The organism is bacterium (assembly GCA_035703895.1).
In the GTDB taxonomy this organism is placed as follows: domain Bacteria; phylum Sysuimicrobiota; class Sysuimicrobiia; order Sysuimicrobiales; family Segetimicrobiaceae; genus Segetimicrobium.
On the sequence record DASSXJ010000017.1, the window covers coordinates 1 to 20,779 of the forward strand.

Annotated in this window: 18 protein-coding genes; all 18 read left to right on the forward strand. The window is 65.5% G+C overall.

Annotated elements, in window-relative coordinates:
- Positions 1–192: 192 nt before the first annotated feature.
- Entirely contained in the window at positions 193–429 is a 237-nt protein-coding gene (locus VFP86_01295; GenBank protein ID HET8998261.1) for a hypothetical protein, read from the forward strand.
- 34 nt (positions 430–463) lie between these two features.
- A complete protein-coding gene (locus tag VFP86_01300) occupies positions 464–1,585 on the forward strand; it encodes a hypothetical protein (GenBank protein ID HET8998262.1) in 1,122 nt (373 codons plus the stop codon).
- A 120-nt stretch (positions 1,586–1,705) separates the two neighbouring features.
- Positions 1,706–2,041: a MerR family transcriptional regulator gene (locus VFP86_01305; GenBank protein HET8998263.1), complete on the forward strand. Its 336-nt coding sequence runs from the start codon at positions 1,706–1,708 to the stop codon at positions 2,039–2,041.
- Positions 2,038–2,484: an Hsp20/alpha crystallin family protein gene (locus tag VFP86_01310; GenBank protein ID HET8998264.1), complete on the forward strand. Its 447-nt coding sequence runs from the start codon at positions 2,038–2,040 to the stop codon at positions 2,482–2,484. The genes VFP86_01305 and VFP86_01310 overlap by 4 nt, the downstream gene beginning before the upstream one ends.
- Before the next feature lie 66 nt (positions 2,485–2,550).
- The gene (gene dnaK / locus VFP86_01315) at positions 2,551–4,479 is read left to right on the forward strand and encodes a molecular chaperone DnaK (GenBank protein HET8998265.1); all 1,929 of its coding nucleotides are present in this window, start codon (positions 2,551–2,553) and stop codon (positions 4,477–4,479) included.
- 28 nt (positions 4,480–4,507) lie between these two features.
- Complete coding sequence (locus VFP86_01320) at positions 4,508–5,116, forward strand: nucleotide exchange factor GrpE (GenBank protein HET8998266.1); 609 nt, start codon at positions 4,508–4,510, stop codon at positions 5,114–5,116.
- An 18-nt stretch (positions 5,117–5,134) separates the two neighbouring features.
- Positions 5,135–6,139 carry a DnaJ C-terminal domain-containing protein gene (locus tag VFP86_01325; protein ID HET8998267.1) on the forward strand — a complete coding sequence of 335 codons (1,005 nt, stop codon included), beginning with the start codon at positions 5,135–5,137 and terminating at the stop codon, positions 6,137–6,139.
- Between the two features lie 27 nt (positions 6,140–6,166).
- On the forward strand, positions 6,167–8,803 hold the full coding sequence (gene clpB / locus VFP86_01330) for an ATP-dependent chaperone ClpB (protein HET8998268.1): 2,637 nt from the start codon (positions 6,167–6,169) through the stop codon (positions 8,801–8,803).
- A 32-nt stretch (positions 8,804–8,835) separates the two neighbouring features.
- The gene (locus tag VFP86_01335; protein ID HET8998269.1) at positions 8,836–10,281 is read left to right on the forward strand and encodes a fused MFS/spermidine synthase; all 1,446 of its coding nucleotides are present in this window, start codon (positions 8,836–8,838) and stop codon (positions 10,279–10,281) included.
- Between the two features lie 19 nt (positions 10,282–10,300).
- Entirely contained in the window at positions 10,301–10,546 is a 246-nt protein-coding gene (locus VFP86_01340; GenBank protein ID HET8998270.1) for a DUF951 domain-containing protein, read from the forward strand.
- Between the two features lie 84 nt (positions 10,547–10,630).
- Positions 10,631–13,336 (forward strand): diguanylate cyclase, encoded by a 2,706-nt coding sequence (locus tag VFP86_01345; GenBank protein ID HET8998271.1) that lies wholly within the window; start codon positions 10,631–10,633, stop codon positions 13,334–13,336.
- Between the two features lie 60 nt (positions 13,337–13,396).
- Positions 13,397–14,464, forward strand: coding sequence for a redox-regulated ATPase YchF (gene ychF, locus VFP86_01350; protein HET8998272.1), 1,068 nt, complete (start codon positions 13,397–13,399; stop codon positions 14,462–14,464).
- Positions 14,465–14,637: 173 nt separating this feature from the next.
- Complete coding sequence (rpsF, locus tag VFP86_01355) at positions 14,638–15,063, forward strand: 30S ribosomal protein S6 (GenBank protein HET8998273.1); 426 nt, start codon at positions 14,638–14,640, stop codon at positions 15,061–15,063.
- Positions 15,056–15,466 (forward strand): single-stranded DNA-binding protein, encoded by a 411-nt coding sequence (gene ssb, locus VFP86_01360; GenBank protein ID HET8998274.1) that lies wholly within the window; start codon positions 15,056–15,058, stop codon positions 15,464–15,466. The genes rpsF and ssb overlap by 8 nt, the downstream gene beginning before the upstream one ends.
- Before the next feature lie 28 nt (positions 15,467–15,494).
- A complete protein-coding gene (gene rpsR / locus VFP86_01365; protein HET8998275.1) occupies positions 15,495–15,755 on the forward strand; it encodes a 30S ribosomal protein S18 in 261 nt (86 codons plus the stop codon).
- The gene (locus tag VFP86_01370; GenBank protein HET8998276.1) at positions 15,755–16,927 is read left to right on the forward strand and encodes a DUF2232 domain-containing protein; all 1,173 of its coding nucleotides are present in this window, start codon (positions 15,755–15,757) and stop codon (positions 16,925–16,927) included. The genes rpsR and VFP86_01370 overlap by 1 nt, the downstream gene beginning before the upstream one ends.
- Positions 16,924–17,370, forward strand: a complete 447-nt coding sequence (gene rplI, locus VFP86_01375; GenBank protein HET8998277.1) for a 50S ribosomal protein L9 — start codon at positions 16,924–16,926, stop codon at positions 17,368–17,370. Before VFP86_01370 ends, rplI begins: the two co-directional genes overlap by 4 nt.
- Positions 17,371–17,598: 228 nt before the next feature.
- A complete protein-coding gene (dnaB, locus tag VFP86_01380) occupies positions 17,599–20,775 on the forward strand; it encodes a replicative DNA helicase (protein ID HET8998278.1) in 3,177 nt (1,058 codons plus the stop codon).
- The last annotated feature ends 4 nt before the right edge of the window (positions 20,776–20,779 follow it).

The following is a 20,779-nucleotide window of genomic DNA, read 5'->3' on the forward strand; positions in this document are numbered from 1 at the left end:
CAAAGGTGAATTGATCGAGCGGATCGTGGGCTACATGCCCAAGGAGCAACTCAAGAAGCGCATCGACGCGGCGCTGGCGTCGCGGGTCTGACGCGTGTCGAACGCCGGCCGGGTCATCTCCTGAGTCGAGGAGGCGCCGGCGGGCCGACCCGCCTTGCCGGCGCGCAGCCGGAGCGCGAAAGGACGCGATTGATGTCCGGGAACGTCACATTGGAAAAGATCCGAAGGCTGGCGCAGCGGCGCCAGGCCCTCTGGAGCAAGATGTCTTCACTTACGGCGGCCGACCGCGCGACGATCGTTCGGCTCACCAAAGAACTCGAGGCGCTGTGGGAGCACCACCGCGTTGAGCTCACCCGGCGCCGCGTGAGCCCGAGCCGGCGGCCGGCGAAAATCGGCGCCGGGTCACCCCGCAGAAGCACCGCCGCGTAGCACTCACCGAAGACCGCCTCCGCCGGAGGGACAAGTGAAGCCAAGGCGGTCGCCGCTCGTACTCGCGCTGGCGGCGGTTCTCCTTGCCTCCCCTATCGAAGCCGCATCGCCCGGAGCGCGCACATTCTTCATGGGCTTCACCCCGGCAGAGTATGACGCCACTCCAGCGGCGCTGGAGGACACCTACGCGTTCATCGGCAGGCACGCGGACCTGATCGCTCATCATTTCGTCAAGGGCGTCCCCTGGCCCGAGGCACATGATCAACGGCCGTATCCCGCAGCCGTGGAGCACGATCTCCAATTCCGGCAGCGTAAGCACCTTCTGAGACAGCGGGTCTTCCTCGCCGTTTCCCCAATTACGGTGGCCGCCCAAGGGCTGGGAGGGTACTGGGGCGCGAGCGGCGACATGCCGCGGCCGGGATCCTGGAAGCGCAAAGATTTCGACGATCCCGAAGTCATCACTGCCTACTCGAATTTTTGTTCCGTCATGATTCAGCGCTTCCGACCCGATTTCATGGCGTATGGGGTCGAGGTCAACGGCCTTGTCAAGGATGCCCCGACCGAGTGGCCAAAATTCGTCAAGTTCGCTCGCCTCGTGTACTCGGCACTGAAGGTCGAGCACCCGGGACTTCCCATCTTTGTGACCTTGCAGCTCGATTACTTCTGGGCAGATGAACCCCAACAACGCAGAGCGATCGTGCAGATCCTCCCCTATACCGACTATCTCGCCGTCAGCACCTTTCCCTACGTCGATGGTTACGCCGATCCCCACAACATCCCCCGAGACTACTTCGCCCGACTCGCCGCGCTCGCGCCCACCAAGCCCTTCGCGGTGGCCGAGACGGGGTTTGCCGCGAAGGAGGTGAGCGTGCTCGGGACCAGGATCCAGGGCCGGCCCGACTGGCAGGATGCGTATATGACCTTTCTGCTGGCGCAGAGCGAGCGGCTCCAGGCGAGATTCGTGGTGTGGTCCGTGCCCCGAGACTACGACCAGCTGGTGAACCGCCTCAAGGCGCTCCGGGTCCCCCCGGCCACGATCGAGCTCTACGGGCTGTGGAAATCCAACGGCCTCATCGACGCCGAGGGCAATGCGCGGAAGGCCCTTGACACCTGGACGGCCTGGCTGAACCGGCACAGAGCGGCCGGCGGCCGGTAGCCTCCCCGCTGCCTCCTACAGACGAATGAGGTATGCTAACAATGATATTGTTAAGTATATTGACAGTCCTTCGGGTAGGTGCTACACTGTGTTTCGGAGTCAGTGAGCCCGGTGACCATCATGAGGAAAGAGCGTCAGCCAGATACGCCAGTGTACGTCATCAGCGTGGCGGCCGAGTTGATCGGGTGCCATCCGCACACCCTTCGCATCTATGAAGAGCGCGGGCTCCTCTCACCCGTCCGGCGGCACCGGATCCGCCTGTACTCGGAGCGGGACATTCAGCGGGTGCGATTGATCCGGTACCTGACCGAAGAGCGCGGGCTCAACCTCGCCGGCGTGCAAATGATCCTGGAGATCCAGGAGCACTACCATGAAGAGATCACCTGGGTCTTCGGCGAGGGCGATCATGAACGTAAATCCGATAAAGGGAATAAAGAGGGAGGACACGGACGATGAGGATTGTACGGTGGGATTCGTTTGACGATCTTGGCACGCTCCGGCGATCGATGGACCGGCTGGTTGACGGTGTCCTGACCATCCGGCGCCCCGGACGCGAGATGACCCCGCTGGGGTGGGAGCCGATGGTCGAGATGTTCGAAACCGACACTGCGGTGGTCGTGCGGGCCGAGCTACCCGACATCGATCCCAAGCAGGTAGACATCACGGTGACGAACGACACCGTCACGCTCCGCGGGCAGACCCGGCACGAGGACGAGCAGAAGGGACGGCACTACTACCGGCGCGAGTTCCGATCCGGAGAGTTTTCGCGCACGCTGCCGCTCTCGACCGAGGTGAAGAGCGCCGAGGCCAAAGCGACCTACAAGGACGGGGTTCTCGAAGTGACGCTCCCGAAGTCGGAGCGGGTCAAGCCGACCTCGGTCAAGGTACAGGCCGGATAACGATTACACGCACACGCCGGGCGCCCGGGCGGCGCCGGGCCCCGGCGATGTCTGGGAGGAGTCATCATGGCGAAGGTAGTGGGTATCGATCTCGGCACGACGAACTCGGTCATTGCGGCAATGATTGGCGGAGAGCCAACGGTCATCCCCAACTCCGAGGGGAGCCGGCTGACGCCCTCCGTCGTCGGCTTCACGAAAACCGGAGAGCGGCTCGTCGGCCAGATGGCCCGGCGGCAGGCGATTCTCAACCCTGAGAACACCGTCTCCTCGATCAAGCGGTTCGTGGGACGGCGGTTCAGCGAGGTCGAGAGCGAACGCCGGATCGTTCCATACAAGGTGGAGGAAGGGAAGAACGGCGCGGCGGTCGTCAACATCCCGGCGGCCGGCAAGACCTTTACGCCGGAGGAGATCTCCGCGATGGTCCTCCAGAAACTCAAGGCCGACGCGGAAGCCTACCTCGGGGAGAAGGTGGAGCAAGCCGTCATCACGGTCCCGGCCTACTTCAACGACGCCCAGCGCACGGCGACGCGGAACGCCGGGGAGATCGCCGGGCTTAAGGTCCTGCGAATCATCAACGAGCCGACCGCGTCCGCGCTCGCCTATGGACGGCAGCTCGAACAGAAGCATGCCAAGACGATCCTCGTCTTCGACCTGGGCGGCGGGACGTTCGATGTCTCCATCTTGGAGATCGGCGAAGGAGTGTACGAGGTCAAAGCGACCAACGGGGACACCCACCTCGGGGGCGACGACTTCGACGAGCGCATCGTCAACTGGCTCGCCGACGAATTCAAGAAGCAGCAGGGAATCGATCTGCGGCAGGACCGGCAGGCGCTCCAGCGGCTGCGGGAGGCGGGTGAGCGCGCGAAGATCGAGCTCAGCACCGTCGTGCAGACGTCGATCAACCTGCCGTTCATCACCGCGGATGCCTCGGGACCGAAGCACCTGGATATGGTGCTCACCCGCGCGAAGTTCGACGAGCTGACCGCCGATCTGGTAGAGCGGTGCATCGGCCCGTTCAAGCAGGCGCTCGCGGACGCCAAACTGACTGAGCGTGACCTGAACGAGGTCATCCTGGTCGGCGGCGCGACGCGGATGCCCAGCGTCCAGGAACTGGTGCGCCGGTTGACAGGGAAGGAGCCGAACAAGGAAGTCCACCCGGACGAGGTGGTCGCGGTGGGCGCGGCGATCCAGGCCGGGGTCCTTGCCGGCGACGTCCGCGAGGTGGTGCTCCTCGACGTCACACCGCTCTCGCTCGGGATCGAGACACTCGGCGGCGTCAACACCATCTTGATCACGCGGAACACGACCATCCCTACTCGGAAGGCGGAGACGTTCAGCACGGCCGAGGACGGCCAGACGGCGGTCGACGTCCACGTTCTGCAGGGAGAGCGGCCGATGGCGCGCGATAACCGGACGCTCGGTAAGTTCCTGCTCGACGGGATCCCGCCCGCGCCGCGCGGCGTCCCGCAGGTTGAGGTGACGTTCGACATCGACGCGAACGGCATCCTCAATGTCTCGGCCAAGGACAAAGCCACAGGACGCGAGCAATCGATCAAGATTACCGGCACCGGCACGATGGACAAGGGCGAAGTGGACCGGCTCGTCAAAGAGGCGGAGGCGCACGCCCAGGAGGACCAGCAACAGCGGGAGACCGCGGAGATCAAGAACCGCGGGGACAGCCTGGCCTATCAGACCGATCGGATGCTCAAGGAGGTCGGCGATAAAGTCTCCGCCGACGAGCGGGGCAAGGTTGAGACCGCGCTCGGCGAGCTCAAGGAAGCGCTGAAGAGCGGGGATTCCTCCAGGATCAAGCGCGCCTCCGAGGCCCTGCAGCAGGCCAGCTACAAGCTGGGCGAGGAGATGTACAAGCGGACCACGGCGGGCGCGGGGGCCGGCGCAGCAGGCGCCGGGACCGCAGGCGGGCAAGCCGCCGCGGGCGGCAAGGGGAACGACGATGTCATCGACGCGGAGTTCAAGCCGTCCGACAAGCAATGAGGAACCGGCGGGACCCGGAGTGTGAGCGATGGAGCAGCGGAACGAGCGTTCCGAATTAGAAGGCGCGGGAGACGACCCGGCGGACGCGGGGGCCGCGCCGGCGGACACGAAGGCCGCCGGGGTGAACGATCTGGCGGCCCTCTCGCCCGAAGCGCTGCGGGAGAAGGTCCGTGAGGCCCGCGAGGACGCGCAGCGGAACTGGCAGCATTTCCTTCATTCCGCCGCGGACCTGGAAAACTACAAGAAGCAGGCAGCAAGAGACCGGCAGGACGCGGTCGAGCGGACCCGCCGCCAGATGCTCAGCCTCGTGCTGAGCGTGCTCGACAACCTCGAGCGAGCGATGACGTTTGGGGATCCACAGGACGGACCGAGCAGGGGGCTCCTCGACGGCCTGCGGATGACCCACCGGCAGATCCTCGCCCAACTCGAGGCGATCGGGGTGCGCCCCATCGAATCAGTGGGCCGGCCCTTTGATCCTCGCCTGCACGAGGCGGTGAGCGTGGTCCCCCCGAAAGACGCAAGCGCGGAGAGCGGGACGATCGCGGGTGAGGTGTTGAAAGGGTATCTGCTGAACGACGAGGTCCTGCGACCGGCCAAGGTTGCCGTGGTCGGGGGGCAGAACCAACGGGAGCCGTAAGGAGCGCAGAGGCGCGCGATGGAGTTCAAGGACTACTACAAAATCCTCGGCGTCGAGCGCGCCGCTGATCAGAAGGCCATCAGCCAGGCGTTCCGGAAGCTGGCGCGGCAGCACCATCCCGATGTCAACAAGGGCGACAAGCAGGCCGAGGCCAAGTTCAAAGAGATTAACGAAGCCTACCAGGTCCTGCATGATCCGGAGAAGCGCGCGAAGTACGATCAGCTCCTGGACCTCAGGCAGCGGGGCGGGGGCTGGGAAGAGATGCTGCGGCGAGGGGCGGGCGCGGGTCAGGGGGGAGACGGCACCTACACGATCTACGGATCTCCCCAGGATCTCGAGCAGTTTAGCGACTTCTTCAACCAGTTGTTTGGCGGGCTCGGAGGCGCCCCATTCGGCGCGGGGGCGGCCGGCGGGACCCGCCGGGGTCGCCCGCGGGGCGGCTTCCGGATCGACGAGCTCTTCGGGCAGCGCGGCCCCGCCGCAACGGAGGAGCGCCAGGTTCCCGGGCAAGATGTGGAGGGGACGGTCGAGATCACGCTGGAGGAGGCCTACCACGGCGCGACCCGGACCGTGACCGTGCCCGGCGGCGGAGGGCAACCGGCTCACAGCATCGAGGTCACGATCCCGAAGGGCGTGCGCAGCGGGCAGCGCATCCGCGCGGCCGGGCAGGGCCCGGGAGGTGATCTGTACCTGAGGGTGGAGATTGCTCCGCACCCGACCTTTACCAGGGTCGGGGACGATATCCTCAGCGAGGTGCCGGTGCCGGTGTGGACCGCGGGGCTCGGGGGGACGGTTGAGGCTCCCACGTTGGGCGGCGCAGTCACCATGACGATTCCAGAAGGGACTCAGGACGGCAGGACGCTCCGGCTTCGAGGGCGGGGGATGCCGCATCTCCGAGGCGGGGGCACGGGCGATGAGCTGGTCAAGATCCGGCTCATGCTGCCACACCCGCTCACCGCGAAGGATCGGGAGCTGCTCGAGGCGATGCAGCGGCACCACGAGGGCCCCGCCGCCAAACCGTAATGTCGACGAGGGGATAAGGCCATGGCGATGCGATTTGACCGGTTCACAGAGAAAGCTCAGGAGGCGTTGATCGCCGCCCAGAACCTGGCCAAACAGAACAGTCACGCGCACGTGGAGGCGGAAGATCTCCTCCTCGCGCTCCTGAGCCAGCCCGACGGCATCCCCGCCGCGGTGCTCGGCCGGATCGGCGCGAACCCGGGTCAACTCCGGAGCCAACTCGAGCAGGCGTTGGGCCGAGAGCCCAAGGTCTACGGGCAGGGGGAACTATCCATCGGTCCGGGACTCCGGCGGGCGCTCGAGACGGCGCAGGCGGAGGCCGAGCGTCTCAAAGATGAATATCTCAGCACCGAGCACCTCCTCCTCGGCGTCGCCGCCGATCGCGACACCACGGCGGGCCGCCTGCTCGCCCAGGCCGGCGTCGACCGTGAGAAGATCTACGGCGCGCTCCAGGCGATCCGGGGCGGGCAGCGCGTCACAGACGCCTCCCCGGAATCGAAGTACCAGGCCCTGGAGCGTTATGGGAAGGATCTCACCCAGATGGCCCGCGAGGGCAAACTGGACCCGGTGATCGGCCGGGATGAGGAGATCCGGCGCGTCATCCAGGTGCTCGCGCGCCGCACGAAGAACAACCCGGTGCTGATCGGGGACCCGGGCGTGGGCAAGACCGCGATCGTGGAAGGGCTCGCCCAGCGGATCGTGCGGGGCGACGTGCCGGAGGGGTTGCGCCGCAAGCGCGTGGTCGCGCTCGACCTGGGCGGGTTGATCGCGGGTACGAAATTCCGCGGTGAGTTCGAGGACCGGCTCCGGGCGGTGTTGCGAGAAATCACCGAATCCGCCGGCGAGATCATCCTCTTCATCGATGAGCTGCACACGGTGGTGGGCGCCGGTGCGGCCGAAGGGGCCATGGACGCCAGCAACATGCTGAAGCCGATGCTGGCGCGGGGCGAACTGCACGCGATCGGTGCGACGACGCTGGACGAGTTCCGCAAGCACATCGAGAAGGATCCGGCGCTCGAACGCCGCTTCCAGCCGATCTTCGTCGGTGAACCGAGCGTGGAGGAGACGATCTCCATCCTGCGGGGGCTCAAGGAGAAGTACGAGATCCACCACGGGGTGCGCATCACCGACGGCGCGGTCATCGCCGCGGCGACGTTGTCGAATCGCTACATCAGCGACCGCTTCCTCCCGGACAAGGCCATCGACCTCATCGACGAGGCCGCCAGCCGGCTGCGAATGGAGATCGACAGCAAGCCCGCGGCGCTGGACGAGGCGGACCGGCGGATCATGCAGCTCGAGATCGAGCGGGAAGCGCTGCGCAAGGAGACGGATCCCGCGTCGCGCGAGCGATTGGACCGCATCGAGCGCGAGATCGCGAATCTCAAAGAGGAGAGCAAGGGACTGCGCAGCCGCTGGGACCAAGAGAAAGCCCTCCTCGCCGAGATCCGGGCCACGCGCGCAAAGATCGAGGAACTCCGCGTGGAGATCGAGAAGGCCGAGCGGGCGGCCGACCTCGAACGCGTGGCGCGGCTGCGGTACGGGACGCTGCGGGAGCTCGAGCAGCAGCTGAACGGCGAAGAATCGCGCTTGAAGAGCATCGGCGATGCGCGCCTCCTCAAGGAGGAGGTTGACGCGGACGACGTCGCCACCGTGGTTGCCAGGTGGACCGGCATCCCCGTGACGCGCCTCCTGGAAGGCGAGATGCAGAAACTCCTCCAACTCGAGGACCGGCTACACCAGCGGGTCGTCGATCAGGAAGACGCCGTGCGCGCGGTCGCGGATGCGATCCGCCGATCTCGGGCGGGGCTCGCGGATCCCAAGCGTCCGGTGGGGTCCTTCATGTTTCTCGGCCCCACCGGCGTCGGCAAGACCGAACTGGCGCGGGCCCTGGCCGCGCTGCTCTTTGACGACGAGGACGCGATGGTCCGGATCGATATGTCCGAATACATGGAGAAGCACACCGTGAGCCGCCTCGTCGGCGCCCCGCCCGGCTACGTCGGGTACGAGGAAGGCGGCCAGCTCACCGAGGCCGTACGGCGGCGGCCGTACCGGGTGATCCTCTTCGACGAGATCGAGAAGGCCCATCCGGACGTTTTCAACATCCTGCTGCAGGTGCTGGAGGACGGCCGCCTCACCGACGGACACGGGCGCACCGTGGACTTCCGGAACGCGATCATCATCATGACCAGCAACCTCGGGAGCCAGTACCTGCGCAATCTGGATCCCGAGGACGACCCGGCGTTCGAGTTGGTGCGCGTGCAAATCCAGGAAGAGCTGCGGCGGACGCTGCGGCCCGAGTTCCTCAACCGGATCGACGAGATCATCGTGTTCCGCCCGCTCCGCCGCGCGGATCTGGGGAAGATCGTGAACCTGCAGCTGGCAGGACTCACCGCCCGGCTCAGCGGCATGAAGGTACGCCTCGTCATCTCGGATGCGGCGAAGGAATATCTGGCGCGGGAGGGGTATACTCCCGACTTCGGCGCCAGGCCGCTCCGCCGGTTGATCCAACGATCCGTCGAGAATGCCATCAGCCGCCAGCTGCTGGCGGGCGACCTGCGGGAAGGCGAGACCGTCGTGGTGGACGCCAAAGCCGGGGAGATCGTCGTGCGGAAAGGCATGCCTGCGCCGACGGAGCCGCAGAGAGGGCGGGCCGCATCCTCGAGCTAATCGTTTTCACGAGCGGCGGAGTCCTGCTCGCACTGGAGATCGTGGCGAGCCGGGTGATCGCCCCCTACTTTGGGAACTCCGTCTACGTCTGGGGCAGCCTCATCGGGGTGTTCCTGGCGGCGCTGAGCGTCGGGTACTTTTTGGGAGGCCGCATCAGCACCCGCTGGCCCGAGATCGGGCCGTTCCTCGCGCTCGTCTTCCTGGCCGGCGCCGCCACCTATCCGATCCCTCACTTTTCGGGCGCGGTGCTCGGCCAGATCGCGGCGCGGGACTTTGGGCCGCGGGGCAATCCGCTGCTCGGGAGCACGGTGCTGTTCTTCATCCCGAGCGCGCTCATGGCCACGATCTCCCCGTACGCCGTCCGCCTCCGCACGAAGTCGGTCGAAGGCGTCGGCGGTGTCGCCGGTCTGTTGTACGCGCTGAGCACGCTCGGCAGCATCGTGGGGACCCTCCTCGCCGCATTCGTCTTGATCTCGACCTTCGGGGTGCGATCGATCATCCAGATCCTGGGCGCGACCGAGATGGTCCTCGCCATCGTGGGCCTCATGTGGGCCAGGCGGGCGGGGGCCGCCGCGGGGGCCGCGGTGGGCACGGCGGTCGTGCTGCTCCTGACCGGAGGCGCCCCGGCGTCCGCGGCGGGCGTGATTCACGCACAGGACACGGTCTATCATCGGATTGCGGTCAGCGACGAAGGACAGGTTCGGTATCTGCGGCTCGACAACTACTGGCAGAGCGCGCGCGACCTGGCGGACCCCCTTCGCACCGTGTTCACCTACACCGACTACCTGCATCTCCCCATCGTCTTTGTCCCAGGGTTCGAGCGTGTGCTCTTCGTGGGGATGGGAGGCGGGACGACGCCGACCCGGTTTCATCACGACTACCCGCGGGCGGCGATCGAGGTCGTCGAAATCGACCCGGCCGTGGTCGCGACGGCCCGGCGGCTCTTCGCGCTGCCGGACGACGCGCGTCTTCAGGTCCATGTGATGGACGGGCGGCTCTGGCTACGCCGGACGTCGGAGCGATACGACCTCATCATCCTCGACGCCTACCTGATCGACACCATCCCGTTCCACCTGGCGACGCGCGAGTTCTATCAAGGGGCGTTCGCCCGGCTGACCCCAGGCGGGGTCGTGGCGAGCAACGTCATCGGCGCGATCCGAGGACCGGAAAGCCGGTTCTTTCGCGCGATCTACAAAACGTTTCAATCGGTGTTCCCTCACGTCTACGTCTTTCCTGTGGGGGGCGGCGTTCCCGAGTCGCTGCGCAATATCATCTTGGTCGGCGCCGGAGATCCGCCGCTCACACCCTCCGAAGTCCGGTCGCGGGCGGCCGCGGCGGAACGAAGCGGTGCGGTGCGCATCGAGGGGTTCGCGCGCGACGCAGACACCCTGCTCGATGCGCCGATCGACGTCCACGACGTCCCTATCCTGACCGACGACTACGCGCCGACGGATGCGCTGATCGCGCCGACGCGCTAGGAGATCTGGGAGGCCAACCGTGCCGGTCCTCAAGCTCTACCTCGGCGACATCGTCCGGACGCGAAAGGCCCACCCCTGCGGCGGAGACCAGTGGGAGATCGTGCGGCTGGGCGCGGACATCGGCATCCGTTGCGTGACCTGCGGCCGGCGGGTCCTGATTCCCCGGCCGAAGTTAGAGAGAAGAATCAAGGCATTTGTCCGCAGGGCCGCACCGGAAGACGCGGCCCCTTTAGGGCGGCCAGGCCCTCTCGGTCCTCAGGTCTAGACCCAGCGCTCCCAGGGGCATTAGGTGAACGAAGGGGCCTACCGGGCCCTGGATCGTCATGCCCGCCCCCAGGGAGCGCACCGAGTGACAAGGGTACGGCCGGACGCAGGCTGGCTTGTGACGTGGGGGGCGGCGTTCGCCGGGGCGCTCGCCATTGCCGTCGTCGGCCACGGCGCGGCCTTCCCGAAGCCGGCTTTGCTGTTCGTCATCACGGTTCTCGCGGTGATGGCGGAGCACGTGCACCTCCCCCTCCCCAGCGCCGGCTATCAAACCTTCGGACCGGCCGTCTCGCTGCCCATGATCGCCCTCTTCGGGCCGGTCCCGGCCGCGTGGGCGTCGGCGCTCGGCGTGATGGTCGGTGACGGCCTCCTGCGCCGCCGCCGGGTCCCGACCACGCTCTTCAATGTCGGACAGCGCATCATCTCGATTTTGGGCGCAGGGCTGGTTTGGAACTTGCTGCTCTTGGGGTCCCCGACGTTCGCGCGCGTCAGTCTCGAGGGTCATGAGCACACCGTGTTCCCCGCCGTCCTCGGGCTCATGACCGTCTACGGGGTGGCCACGACCCTGCAGGTGGCCGTGTTCCTGTCCGCCATTCGCCTTGAGCCGTTCTGGAGGGTGCTGGCTTCCGGGGCGATGTGGCGGCTCCCCACGACGGTCATCCTCGGCACCTTCGGTTTCTCCATCTCCATCCTCTTCGTCGGCCTGCGGGTCCAGACGGGCGATGAGCTCGGCAACCTGCTCACGATGATCCTCACCGTGAGCCTCATTGCCCTGCTCTACACCGCCCGCAGGCAACAATTGACGGACCTCGCCAACCTTCACCGCTCCGTCACCAATATGCTCCATAGTCTCGATCTGCGCGACGTGCTGAACCTGCTCGCCGACCAGGTCGCCCGCCTCGCAAATCCGGACATGCTCTGGATCACGCTGCGCCGGGAGGACGGGACCTACGACGTCGCCCTGGCTCGGACGCCGGGCGTCGATCCCAGTCTCCTTACGTCGACGCCGCAGGGGCCCGAGCACGGAGTGCGTGGATGGGTGCTCACCCACCGCCAGTCGCAGCGAATCGTCGACTACGTCCGCGACCCGAGGAGGACGGTGGAGAGCACGAAGATCTTCGGACCGGATCGAGTGCGGGCTGTGCTGATGGTGCCGATGCTGGCCGGCACCGACCCGGTGGGCGTGATCACGCTCACCAAGCCCGTTCCGAGCTACTTCACCGAGTACCACGAGCAGATCATCAAGACCCTCACCGTGCAGGCCGCGGTGGTAGTGCGCAACGCCCAGTTGTACGATACCTCCCAGCGGAACGTAGCCCGGTTCGAAGCGCTGAAGGCGATCTCAGACCGCATCAACTCTCAGCAGGATCTCCAGGCCGTCTTCGACCTCATCGCGGAGAGTGCCCGAGACATCCTAGGGGCCGATCGCTGCGGGCTCTACCTCGGGAACGTCGGCGCGGAGATCACGCATACGATGGCCACCGGGCTGCCCGCGGACTATCTTCAGGCCGTCGCGGAGAGCATGCAAGAAGGCGTGGGGCTCGGGAGCCTCACGATGAAGCTCAACGAACCGATGATCGTCACCGACGCCCTGGTGGACGCTCGGGCCAAGCGTGAGTGGGCGGAGCAGCTTGGGTACCGGACGATCGCCAGCTTTCCCCTCAGCTACCGCGCCACGATGATCGGGGTGCTGGCGCTCTACCACGATCGGGTCCATCCGTACGAAACGTCCGACCTGGCGTTGGGCGTGGCCTTCGCCAGCCAGGCCGCCATCGCCGTGCAAAACACCCGGCTACGGCAGGAGGCGGAGGACAGGGCGCACCAGCTGGCGCTGTTGAACCGCGCCTTCACCCGGGTCGCCACCTCTCTCCGGCCGCACGAGCTGTTCGACACCTTGGTCGACGAGCTCCACACCACGCTCAACTATCCCCTCGTGATGATCCGGCTCCTCAAGGGGGATCACCTGCACCACATGGCGCACCGCGGCTATGCGGGCGTCAAGGACACGACACCGCTCACCGACGGCATCGTCGGGCGTGTCGCGCGCACGGGTCAGACGGCGTTCGTCACCGACGTCACCCGCGACCCCGATTACATCCCATGGGATCCGCGGGTCACACAGGAAGCGTGCGTCCCGATCATGAGCCAGGGACGGGTCGTCGGCGTGATCAACGTCGAGTTGATCGAGCCCAGGTTGACCGCGGCGGATCTGGACCTGCTCACCACCCTGGCCGGCTACGCCGCCGTCGCCCTTGAAAAGGCCCAGCTCTACGAGCAGACCCAGGAACTCGCCACCACCGACGGCCTCACCGGCCTCTTCAACTACCGCGCCTTCTGGCAGGCGCTTGAACACGAACTCGAACGCTCCATGCGCTACGGGCTCCCCCTCTCCCTCATCATGATCGAGATCGATAAATTCAAACGCTACAACGATACGTACGGCCACCTCCGCGGTGATGAGGTCATCCGCCTCGTCGCCCGCGTCCTCAGACACGAACACCGCGCCCACATCGACCTCGTGGCCCGCTACGGCGGCGACGAGTTCATGATCCTCCTCCCCCACACGCAGAAGGTCACCGCCGCCGAGATCGCGGAGCGCATCCGCCAGGCCGTCGAAGCCACCCCCCTCATCAGCGAGGCCAACGTCGCCTCCGTCACCCTCAGCCTCGGCGTCGCCAGCTACCCCGAGGACGGGAAGTCCACCGACACCCTCGTCGACGCCGCCGACCGCTCCATGTACCAGGCCAAAGAACGCGGCGGAAACGCGGTGGCGTCGGCGAACCTTTCCTAAGCCGGCACCCCTCGTTCGAGCCCACGGGGGCGCGCCGCACCCATCTCCCGGAGGCGCTGTGTGCCCCTGACCTGCGGACTCGTCGGTCTCCCCAACGCCGGGAAGTCCACGCTGTTTCGCGCGATCACCGCATCACCCGCGGAGATCGCCCCATACCCGTTTACGACGATCGCCCCGAACGTCGGCGTCGCCCGGATCCCCGATCCTCGGTTGGATGCGATCGCAGGCATCACTCGGCCGAAGCGGATCGTGCCCGCCACGATGGAGGTGGTGGACATCGCCGGGCTCGTGCGGAACGCCCATCAGGGGGAAGGGCTGGGGAATCAGTTTCTCGCGAGGATTCGAGAGGTGGACGCCATCATCCACGTGGTCCGGTGCTTTGGGGGGGACACCGCGCACGTCGAAGGCGGCGTCGACCCCTTGCGCGACATTGGGATCGTCGAGACGGAGCTGCTCCTCGCCGACCTAGCGGTGGTGGAGCGGGCCCGAGCGCAGGTCGCCCCGCGCGCCCGCAGCGGCGACCCTGCGGCGAAGAGCGAGGAGGAGGCGCTCGTGCGGCTGGAGGACGACCTCGGCGCCGGAAGGCCGGCGCGCGCCTCCGCGGCGGATGCCCGCCGGCACCTCCTGACCGCGCGGCCGGTCCTCTACGTCGCGAACCTATCGGAAGACGAGGCCGCGGGCGGCCCATGCCTCGACGCGGTCGCGCGCCACGCGGGCGCTCAGGGGACCGGGGCCGTGGGGCTCTCCGCCAAGCTGGAGCTGGAACTGGCCGAGGTGTCCGACTCGGAAGCGGAGGAGTTCCTCCACTCCTTCGGCATCCCCGAGCGCGGCGTCCCCCACCTCATCCGCGCGTGCGAAGGGCTTCTGGGCCTCCGTACGTTCTTCTCGATCGCCTCGGACGAGGTCCGCGCGTGGCCGGTTCCGGCGGGAACGCGGGCGCCGCAGGCGGCGGGGCGGATTCATACCGATATGGAGCGTGGATTCATCCGCGCCGAAGTCGTGAGCTACCGGGAGCTGGCGGCGTGCGGTTCGATCGCCGCGGCCCGCGAGCGGGGCGTCATCCGTCTGGAAGGGAAAGAGTACGAGATCCAGGACGGCGATGTGATCACCTTCCGGTTTGCCTTGTGAACGGCCCGCGTCCCGTGGTACAATTCCTACTTGACAAGGTGATATGGAACTCGCCGCGCAGGCGCGGCGGGATCCTTCCTGCCCTGCCCGGTTCCCGATCGAGAGTCCCAAGGGAACGTTGCGCAGGGCCGCCGGGACCCCCGGTTTCAGTCCAGAGGAAGGGAGCGTGCCGAGTGGGCACTTACGAGATCGTTGCGGTGCTGCGGCCTGATCTCGACGAGGAGGGGTTGGTCGCCGCCCTCGATCGCATCAAGCAGCGCATCGCCGAGCACGGCGGTAGCGTCACGTCGATGGACCGCTGGGGCAAGCGGAAGCTCGCGTACCCCATCCAGAAACACCGCGACGGTTACTATGCGCTCTTCGTGTTCACCCTCGACCCCGGCCACATTACTCCCCTCAGGCAGATTCTTGGGCTGAACGAAGACCTGTTTCGGTTCGCCTTCGCGTCCCACCATGCCAAACCGGTCCCTGCGGCGCCGGCAAGCTCAAGCCCTGCCGCGCCTGTAGCCGTCCCCGCGGCCACCCCGGCACCCGCCGCTCCCTCCGCATCGGGCGCGCGCGAAGGCCCTGCGGCCCCGGCGGAGACCCCGCATGTATAACCGGATTATCCTCATTGGCAGACTGACGCGGGATCCTGAGCTCCGGTACGTCCCGAGCGGTGCCCCGGTGGCCAGCTTCACACTGGCGGTCGACAGGCCATTTCGGGACCAGCAGGGCAACCGCGAAACCGACTTCATCGACATCGTCGCGTGGCGAAAACTGGCCGAGCAGGTCAGCCAATACATGTCGAAAGGCCGCATGGTTGCCGTGGAGGGCCGCCTCCAGATTCGCTCCTACGAGACCCAGGACGGTCAGAAGCGGAAAGTCGCCGAGGTGGTGGCCGACGGGATCAGGTTCCTGGACCGGGGGAAGCCGGCAGGTCCACCGGAGACTCAGGCGGCGGTGGTTCATGAAGAGGCCGCACCGGCCGGGGGGACCGAGGACGAGGATGTTCCATTTTAGCCACTGAGGCAGCATCAGGAGGATCGCAATGCCGGAAGTCAAAGACAGGGAATCACGGCCGCGTCGCGATTACCGGCGGCGCCCCAAGCGGAAAGTCTGTTCGTTCTGCGCTGAGAAATCAACGTTCATCGATTACAAGGATGTGAACCGGCTGCGCCGGTTCGTCACCGAGCGGGGAAAGATCCTTCCGCGCCGCGTCTCAGGCAACTGCGCCCGACACCAGCGCACCCTCGCGGTTGCCATCAAGCGGGCGCGCGAATTGGCCCTCCTTCCCTACACCGGTGAGTGATGAAGCGACCGCGGTCGCCGGCGGAGGTGGCCGGCCGGGCGCTCGCCGCTGACCCGGGATACCCCTCCGCCCGCAGGCAAACCCGGGGTCTCACCGAAGGCGCGATTCTCGCCGCCCTCGCCGCAGTGATCGCGGCGGTGGGACTCGTCGTTCCGCCCGTCGCGGTGTTGCTGGCTCCACTCCCGGTCATGCTGCTGGTCATTCGGTGGGGCCTGCGCACGGCGGTGCTCGCTGCCGTCGTCGCCGGCTTGATCCTTCTCCAGTTTTTCGGCCCGCTGGTCGCGGTGTCCATAACGGTGATCTTCGCTCCCATCGGATTGGCCCTCGGCTGGGGGGTGCGGCGGGGAGTCGGCGCCCAGGTGACCGTCCTCGCGGGATCCGCGGCATTTCTGCTCTCGACGATCGGGACATTTGCGCTGACCACGTTCGTGCTTCACCAGGATCTCCTTGGCCAGCTGATTCAGGCACAGGGCCAAGGGATGCACCAGTCGGTGGCGTTGCTCGAGCGGTTCGGGGCGCCACAGGAAAAGATCGACGAAATCCGCCTCCTGGCGGACGCCCAGTGCTGGGAGCACCATTGCTTCCCTCCTCCCATGGAGCAGTCCCTACGGACCGTCGTCCCTGTCGGAGTGGCGCTCGGAGCGCTCTTCTGGGGATATTTGTGTTACACGCTGGGACGGTCGGTCTTCCGCCGGATCGGCTACGAGATCCCCGCGGTTCAGCCGATGCTCACCTGGCGACTGCCGCGCCGCCTCGCCATGACGCTGGTCTGGATCAGCGCCGGGCTTTCCGGAGCAGGCCTGTTCCCCGACCTCAGCGGTATGGTGCTGAGCGCGGTGCTGTGGTTCCCCGACCTCAGCGGTATGGTGCTGAGCGCGGTGCTCCTCAACCTTTTCGTGTTTGGCTTCCAAGGCGCGCTGGTCGCCGTTGTGTGGATGAACAGACGGCAGTTCTCCCGGGCGATGCAGATCATCGCCTTCGCGGCACTCATCTCGATGCAGGCGGGCCTGGCGCTCTTTGGACTCGCGATCCTGGGCATGCTCGACACCTGGTATGACTTCCGTCGCCTCACGAGTTCGCCAGGTGCCAACCCTCAGCCGGTGCCCCAGCCGATCGCCCCGCCGGAGCGATCAGCACGAGGACCACGGGCCAAGGCGGCGCATCCCCAATGAAGGTGATCTTGTTGAAGGACGTGCCCTCCCTCGGCCGCTCGGGTGACGTGCGCGAGGTCAAAGAAGGCTACGCTCAGCACTTTCTCCTGCCGCGTGGCTTGGCCGCTCCGGCCACCACCGCCAACCTCCAGAATCTCCAAGACTCCCGCCGAGCGGCGGACCAGCGTGAGGCTCGGAGCCTCCAACAGACCACGGACCTCAAGGCCAAGCTTGAGGCACTGGTCGTCGAGGTGCGCGCGAGGGCAGGCGAGGGAGGTCGCCTCTTCGGCTCCGTCACGGCCCACGACATCGCCGAGGCCATCTCCCGCAAGGGCATCGAGATCTCGAAGAAACACGTCGAGCTTGCGGAGCCGATCAAGGCGACGGGCTTCTACAAGGTGCCCGTGTACCTCCACCCCAAGGTCAGTGCGATGGTCGAGGTCAACGTGGTGGGAACGAGTTAATCACCGCTCCGCCAACAGCTTGCGCACAACCTGTCAACCCTTTACGCGTCGGACATCCACACAGAAACCCGGGTTTATCCCCACAATCCCCAGGTAGTTCAGAAGGGAACTCACAGCTTCTATCACGCATACCTGAACCCATGTCGTGGTGCCCAGCAGCCCCTCATTGACAATACCGAACATATGTTTGTATAATCAAGGGCGGACCATGCCTGGAGGCCTCCCGACGTGAGCATTACCCGCCCGATCGAACGGGTCCCACCGCAAAACCTAGAGGCCGAGCAGAGCGTGCTCGGCTCCATGCTTCTGGACCGCGACGCGATCGCGCGAGTCGTGGAGGCCTTACGGCCTGAGGATTTCTACCGCGATCTGCACCGGACGATCTTCACGGCCATGCTCGAACTGTTCGAACGCGGCGAACCGGTGGACCTCATCACCGTGACCAACAAGCTCACCGGCATGGGCAAGCTGGAGGACGTCGGCGGCGCCACCTACCTCGCTTCTCTTCCCAACACGGTTCCCACCGCCGCCAGCGCGGAATTCTACGCCGGGATCGTGCTCGAAAAAGCCATGCTGCGGGCGCTCATCAGCGCCGGCACACAGATCGCCTCGCTAGGCTTCGAAGGCATGGACGAGGTCTCGGCCCTCATCGATCAGGCCGAGAAGCTCGTCTACGGGATCGCCGCCCGCCGAAACATCCAGGATTTCCAGACGATCAAGGAGATCCTCAAAGCCAGCTTCGAGAAGATCGACAAGCGCTACCAGGAGAAGGGCACCGTCACCGGCCTGCCAACGGGCTTCACCGATTTCGACATGCTGACCTCGGGACTGCAGCCCGCGGACATGGTGGTCGTGGCCGCTAGGCCATCGGTCGGCAAATGCCTCGCCTTCGATTCGGAGATCCTCCTCGAGGATGGGAGCATTGCCACGATCGAAGAGATCTACCGCCGGCGGCACGGTCGCCTGCTGTCGCTGGGAGATGACTGGAAGTTTAGGATCGCGGAGCCATCGGTCTTCGTGGATGACGGGGTCAAACCGGTCTATAGGGTGACCACAAGACTCGGCCGGACGGTTGAGTGCACCGCGGTCCACCCTTTCTTGACGATCCAGGGGTGGCTGCCGCTGGCGGCGCTGCGGGTGGGGGAGCGAGTCGCCGTCCCGAGGAAGGTCGGGGTTTTCGGGAAGCAACCGATGCGCGACTGCGAGATCAAACTCCTGGCATATTTCATCGGCGATGGCTCGCTCACCGGGAACCAGGCCGCGTTCACCAACACAGACCCGCGAGTTGTCGAAGACTTCAAGTCTGCTGTGCGCGACTTCGGGAACGTGTATCCGCTTGTGCGCTGGCTGGTACGCCATGAACTATGGGGCAAGGGCGCAGCCCGCAAGAAGATTCCCGCGGCGGTCCTTGTCCTGCCGGCTGAGCAACTCGGGCTGTTCCTGAATCGCCTATTTGCCACGGACGGGTGGGCATCCGCGACGGAGAGTTCCAAGCTTGCTCAAGTTGGATATAGCACCGTCAGTGAGCAGCTGGCCCGGCAAATCCAGCATCTTCTCCTCCGCTTCGGCATCCTTGCTGGTCTACGGCGACGCCGCGTCGCGTACAAAGGCACGGAACGTCATGCCTGGCAGATCGAGATCACCGATCCGACCTCGATTCGGACCTTCTGTGATACGATTGGCATTTTCGGCAAAGAGGCACAATTGCAAAGAGCCCTTGATATCGTCAATTCGAGGAGCCGGATTCCCAATAGGGACACGATTCCCGTGGGCATCTGGCGGACCATCGCATCTGCCAAAGGCAGCGAATCTTGGGCGAGTGTAGCGCGATGCGCCCAGCTCGCCGGCGCGTCCAACATCCATGCGGGACGGCGGGGCCTATCCAGGAGCCGTTTGCAGACCATCGCGCGGTCGCTTAAGTCACTGACCCTCGAGCGGTTGGCGGAAAGCGACGTCCATTGGGACGAGATCATCTCGATCGAGGCCACTGGGAATAAACAAGTTTACGACCTTACGATTCCGGAGACCCACAACTTCGTCGCCAACGACATCTGCGTCCACAACACGACGCTCTCCTTGAATGTCGCCCAACATGCCGCGATCAACCACAAGATCCCGGTGGCAATCTTCAGCCTCGAAACCAGCAAAGACCAACTCGTCCAGCGGATCCTGTGCTCCGAAGCTCGGGTGGACAACAGCAAGCTCCGCACCGGGTATCTCGCCGACGAGGATTGGCGCAAGCTCGCGCGGGCGATGGGCAGTCTCAGTGAAGCACCTATTTTCATCGACGACTCCGCCACGCTCTCGGTGATGGAGATGCGCGCGAAAGCCCGCAAGCTCAAAGCCGAGCACGGGCTCGGCCTCATTGTGGTCGACTACATCCAATTGATCCAATCGTTCAAACGGACGGAAAACCGCACCCAAGAGTTGAGTGAGATCGCCCGCGGCATCAAGTCCCTCGCCAAGGAGCTTGATCTCCCGATCATTGCGGTCTCCCAGTTGAGCCGGGCGGTCGAATCGCTCGGGTCAAAGCGCCCTATGCTCAGTCATCTTCGGGAATGCGTGACGGGAGATACCACCGTTTGGGATGCCGACACCGGTCGGCAGCATACGGTGGCGGAGCTCGCCCGCGCGATGCGGTGGCCAAGACTTCTCTCTCTGCAATCTACGGGCAAGCTGGTTCCTATTCAACCAACAGCCGTGTTCGAGAAAGGGGAAAACGACGTCTTCGAAATTCGGACGAGCACGGGACGGTGTCTGCGCGCCACGGCGGAGCATCCCGTGCTCACTCCCGACGGGTGGAAGAAAATTGGCGAACTACGTCCCAGCGCGCTTATAGGCGCGGCCCGTACGTTACCCACATTCCACCCGCAATCAGCATCCCTCTCACCTGAACGCTTGCGTCTCCTCGGGCATTTGATCGGAGACGGAAGCTACCAGCGGCATCGTGGGCTCTCTTTCACCAGTGCTGATCCAAACACAATTGAGGATTGCGTTGGCATCGCCGAGAAGACTGTAGATCGTCAAACGGCGCTTGCGCTTGCTGAGCGATGGAACGCCAAATCTATCATGGGTCAGGCCACAAGCGATGTACTGTGGGAGCGAGTGGTCAGCATCACCTCCGCAGGGCGTGCTCCAGTGTTTGATCTCGTCATGCCCACAACCCACAATTTTGTCGCGAACGGACTGATCGCACATAATTCAGGCGAAATTGAGCAGGTAAGCGACCTCGTCGTCTTTCTGTACCGCGAAGACTACTACGACACGGAAAAAGCGCAGAAGGACAACAAGGAAAACGTCTGCGAGCTCATCATCGCCAAGCACCGCAACGGACCGATCGGGAGCATCGAACTCTACTTTCACAAGGAGTTCAGCCGGTTCGCCAACCTCGACAAGCGACGATAACGGT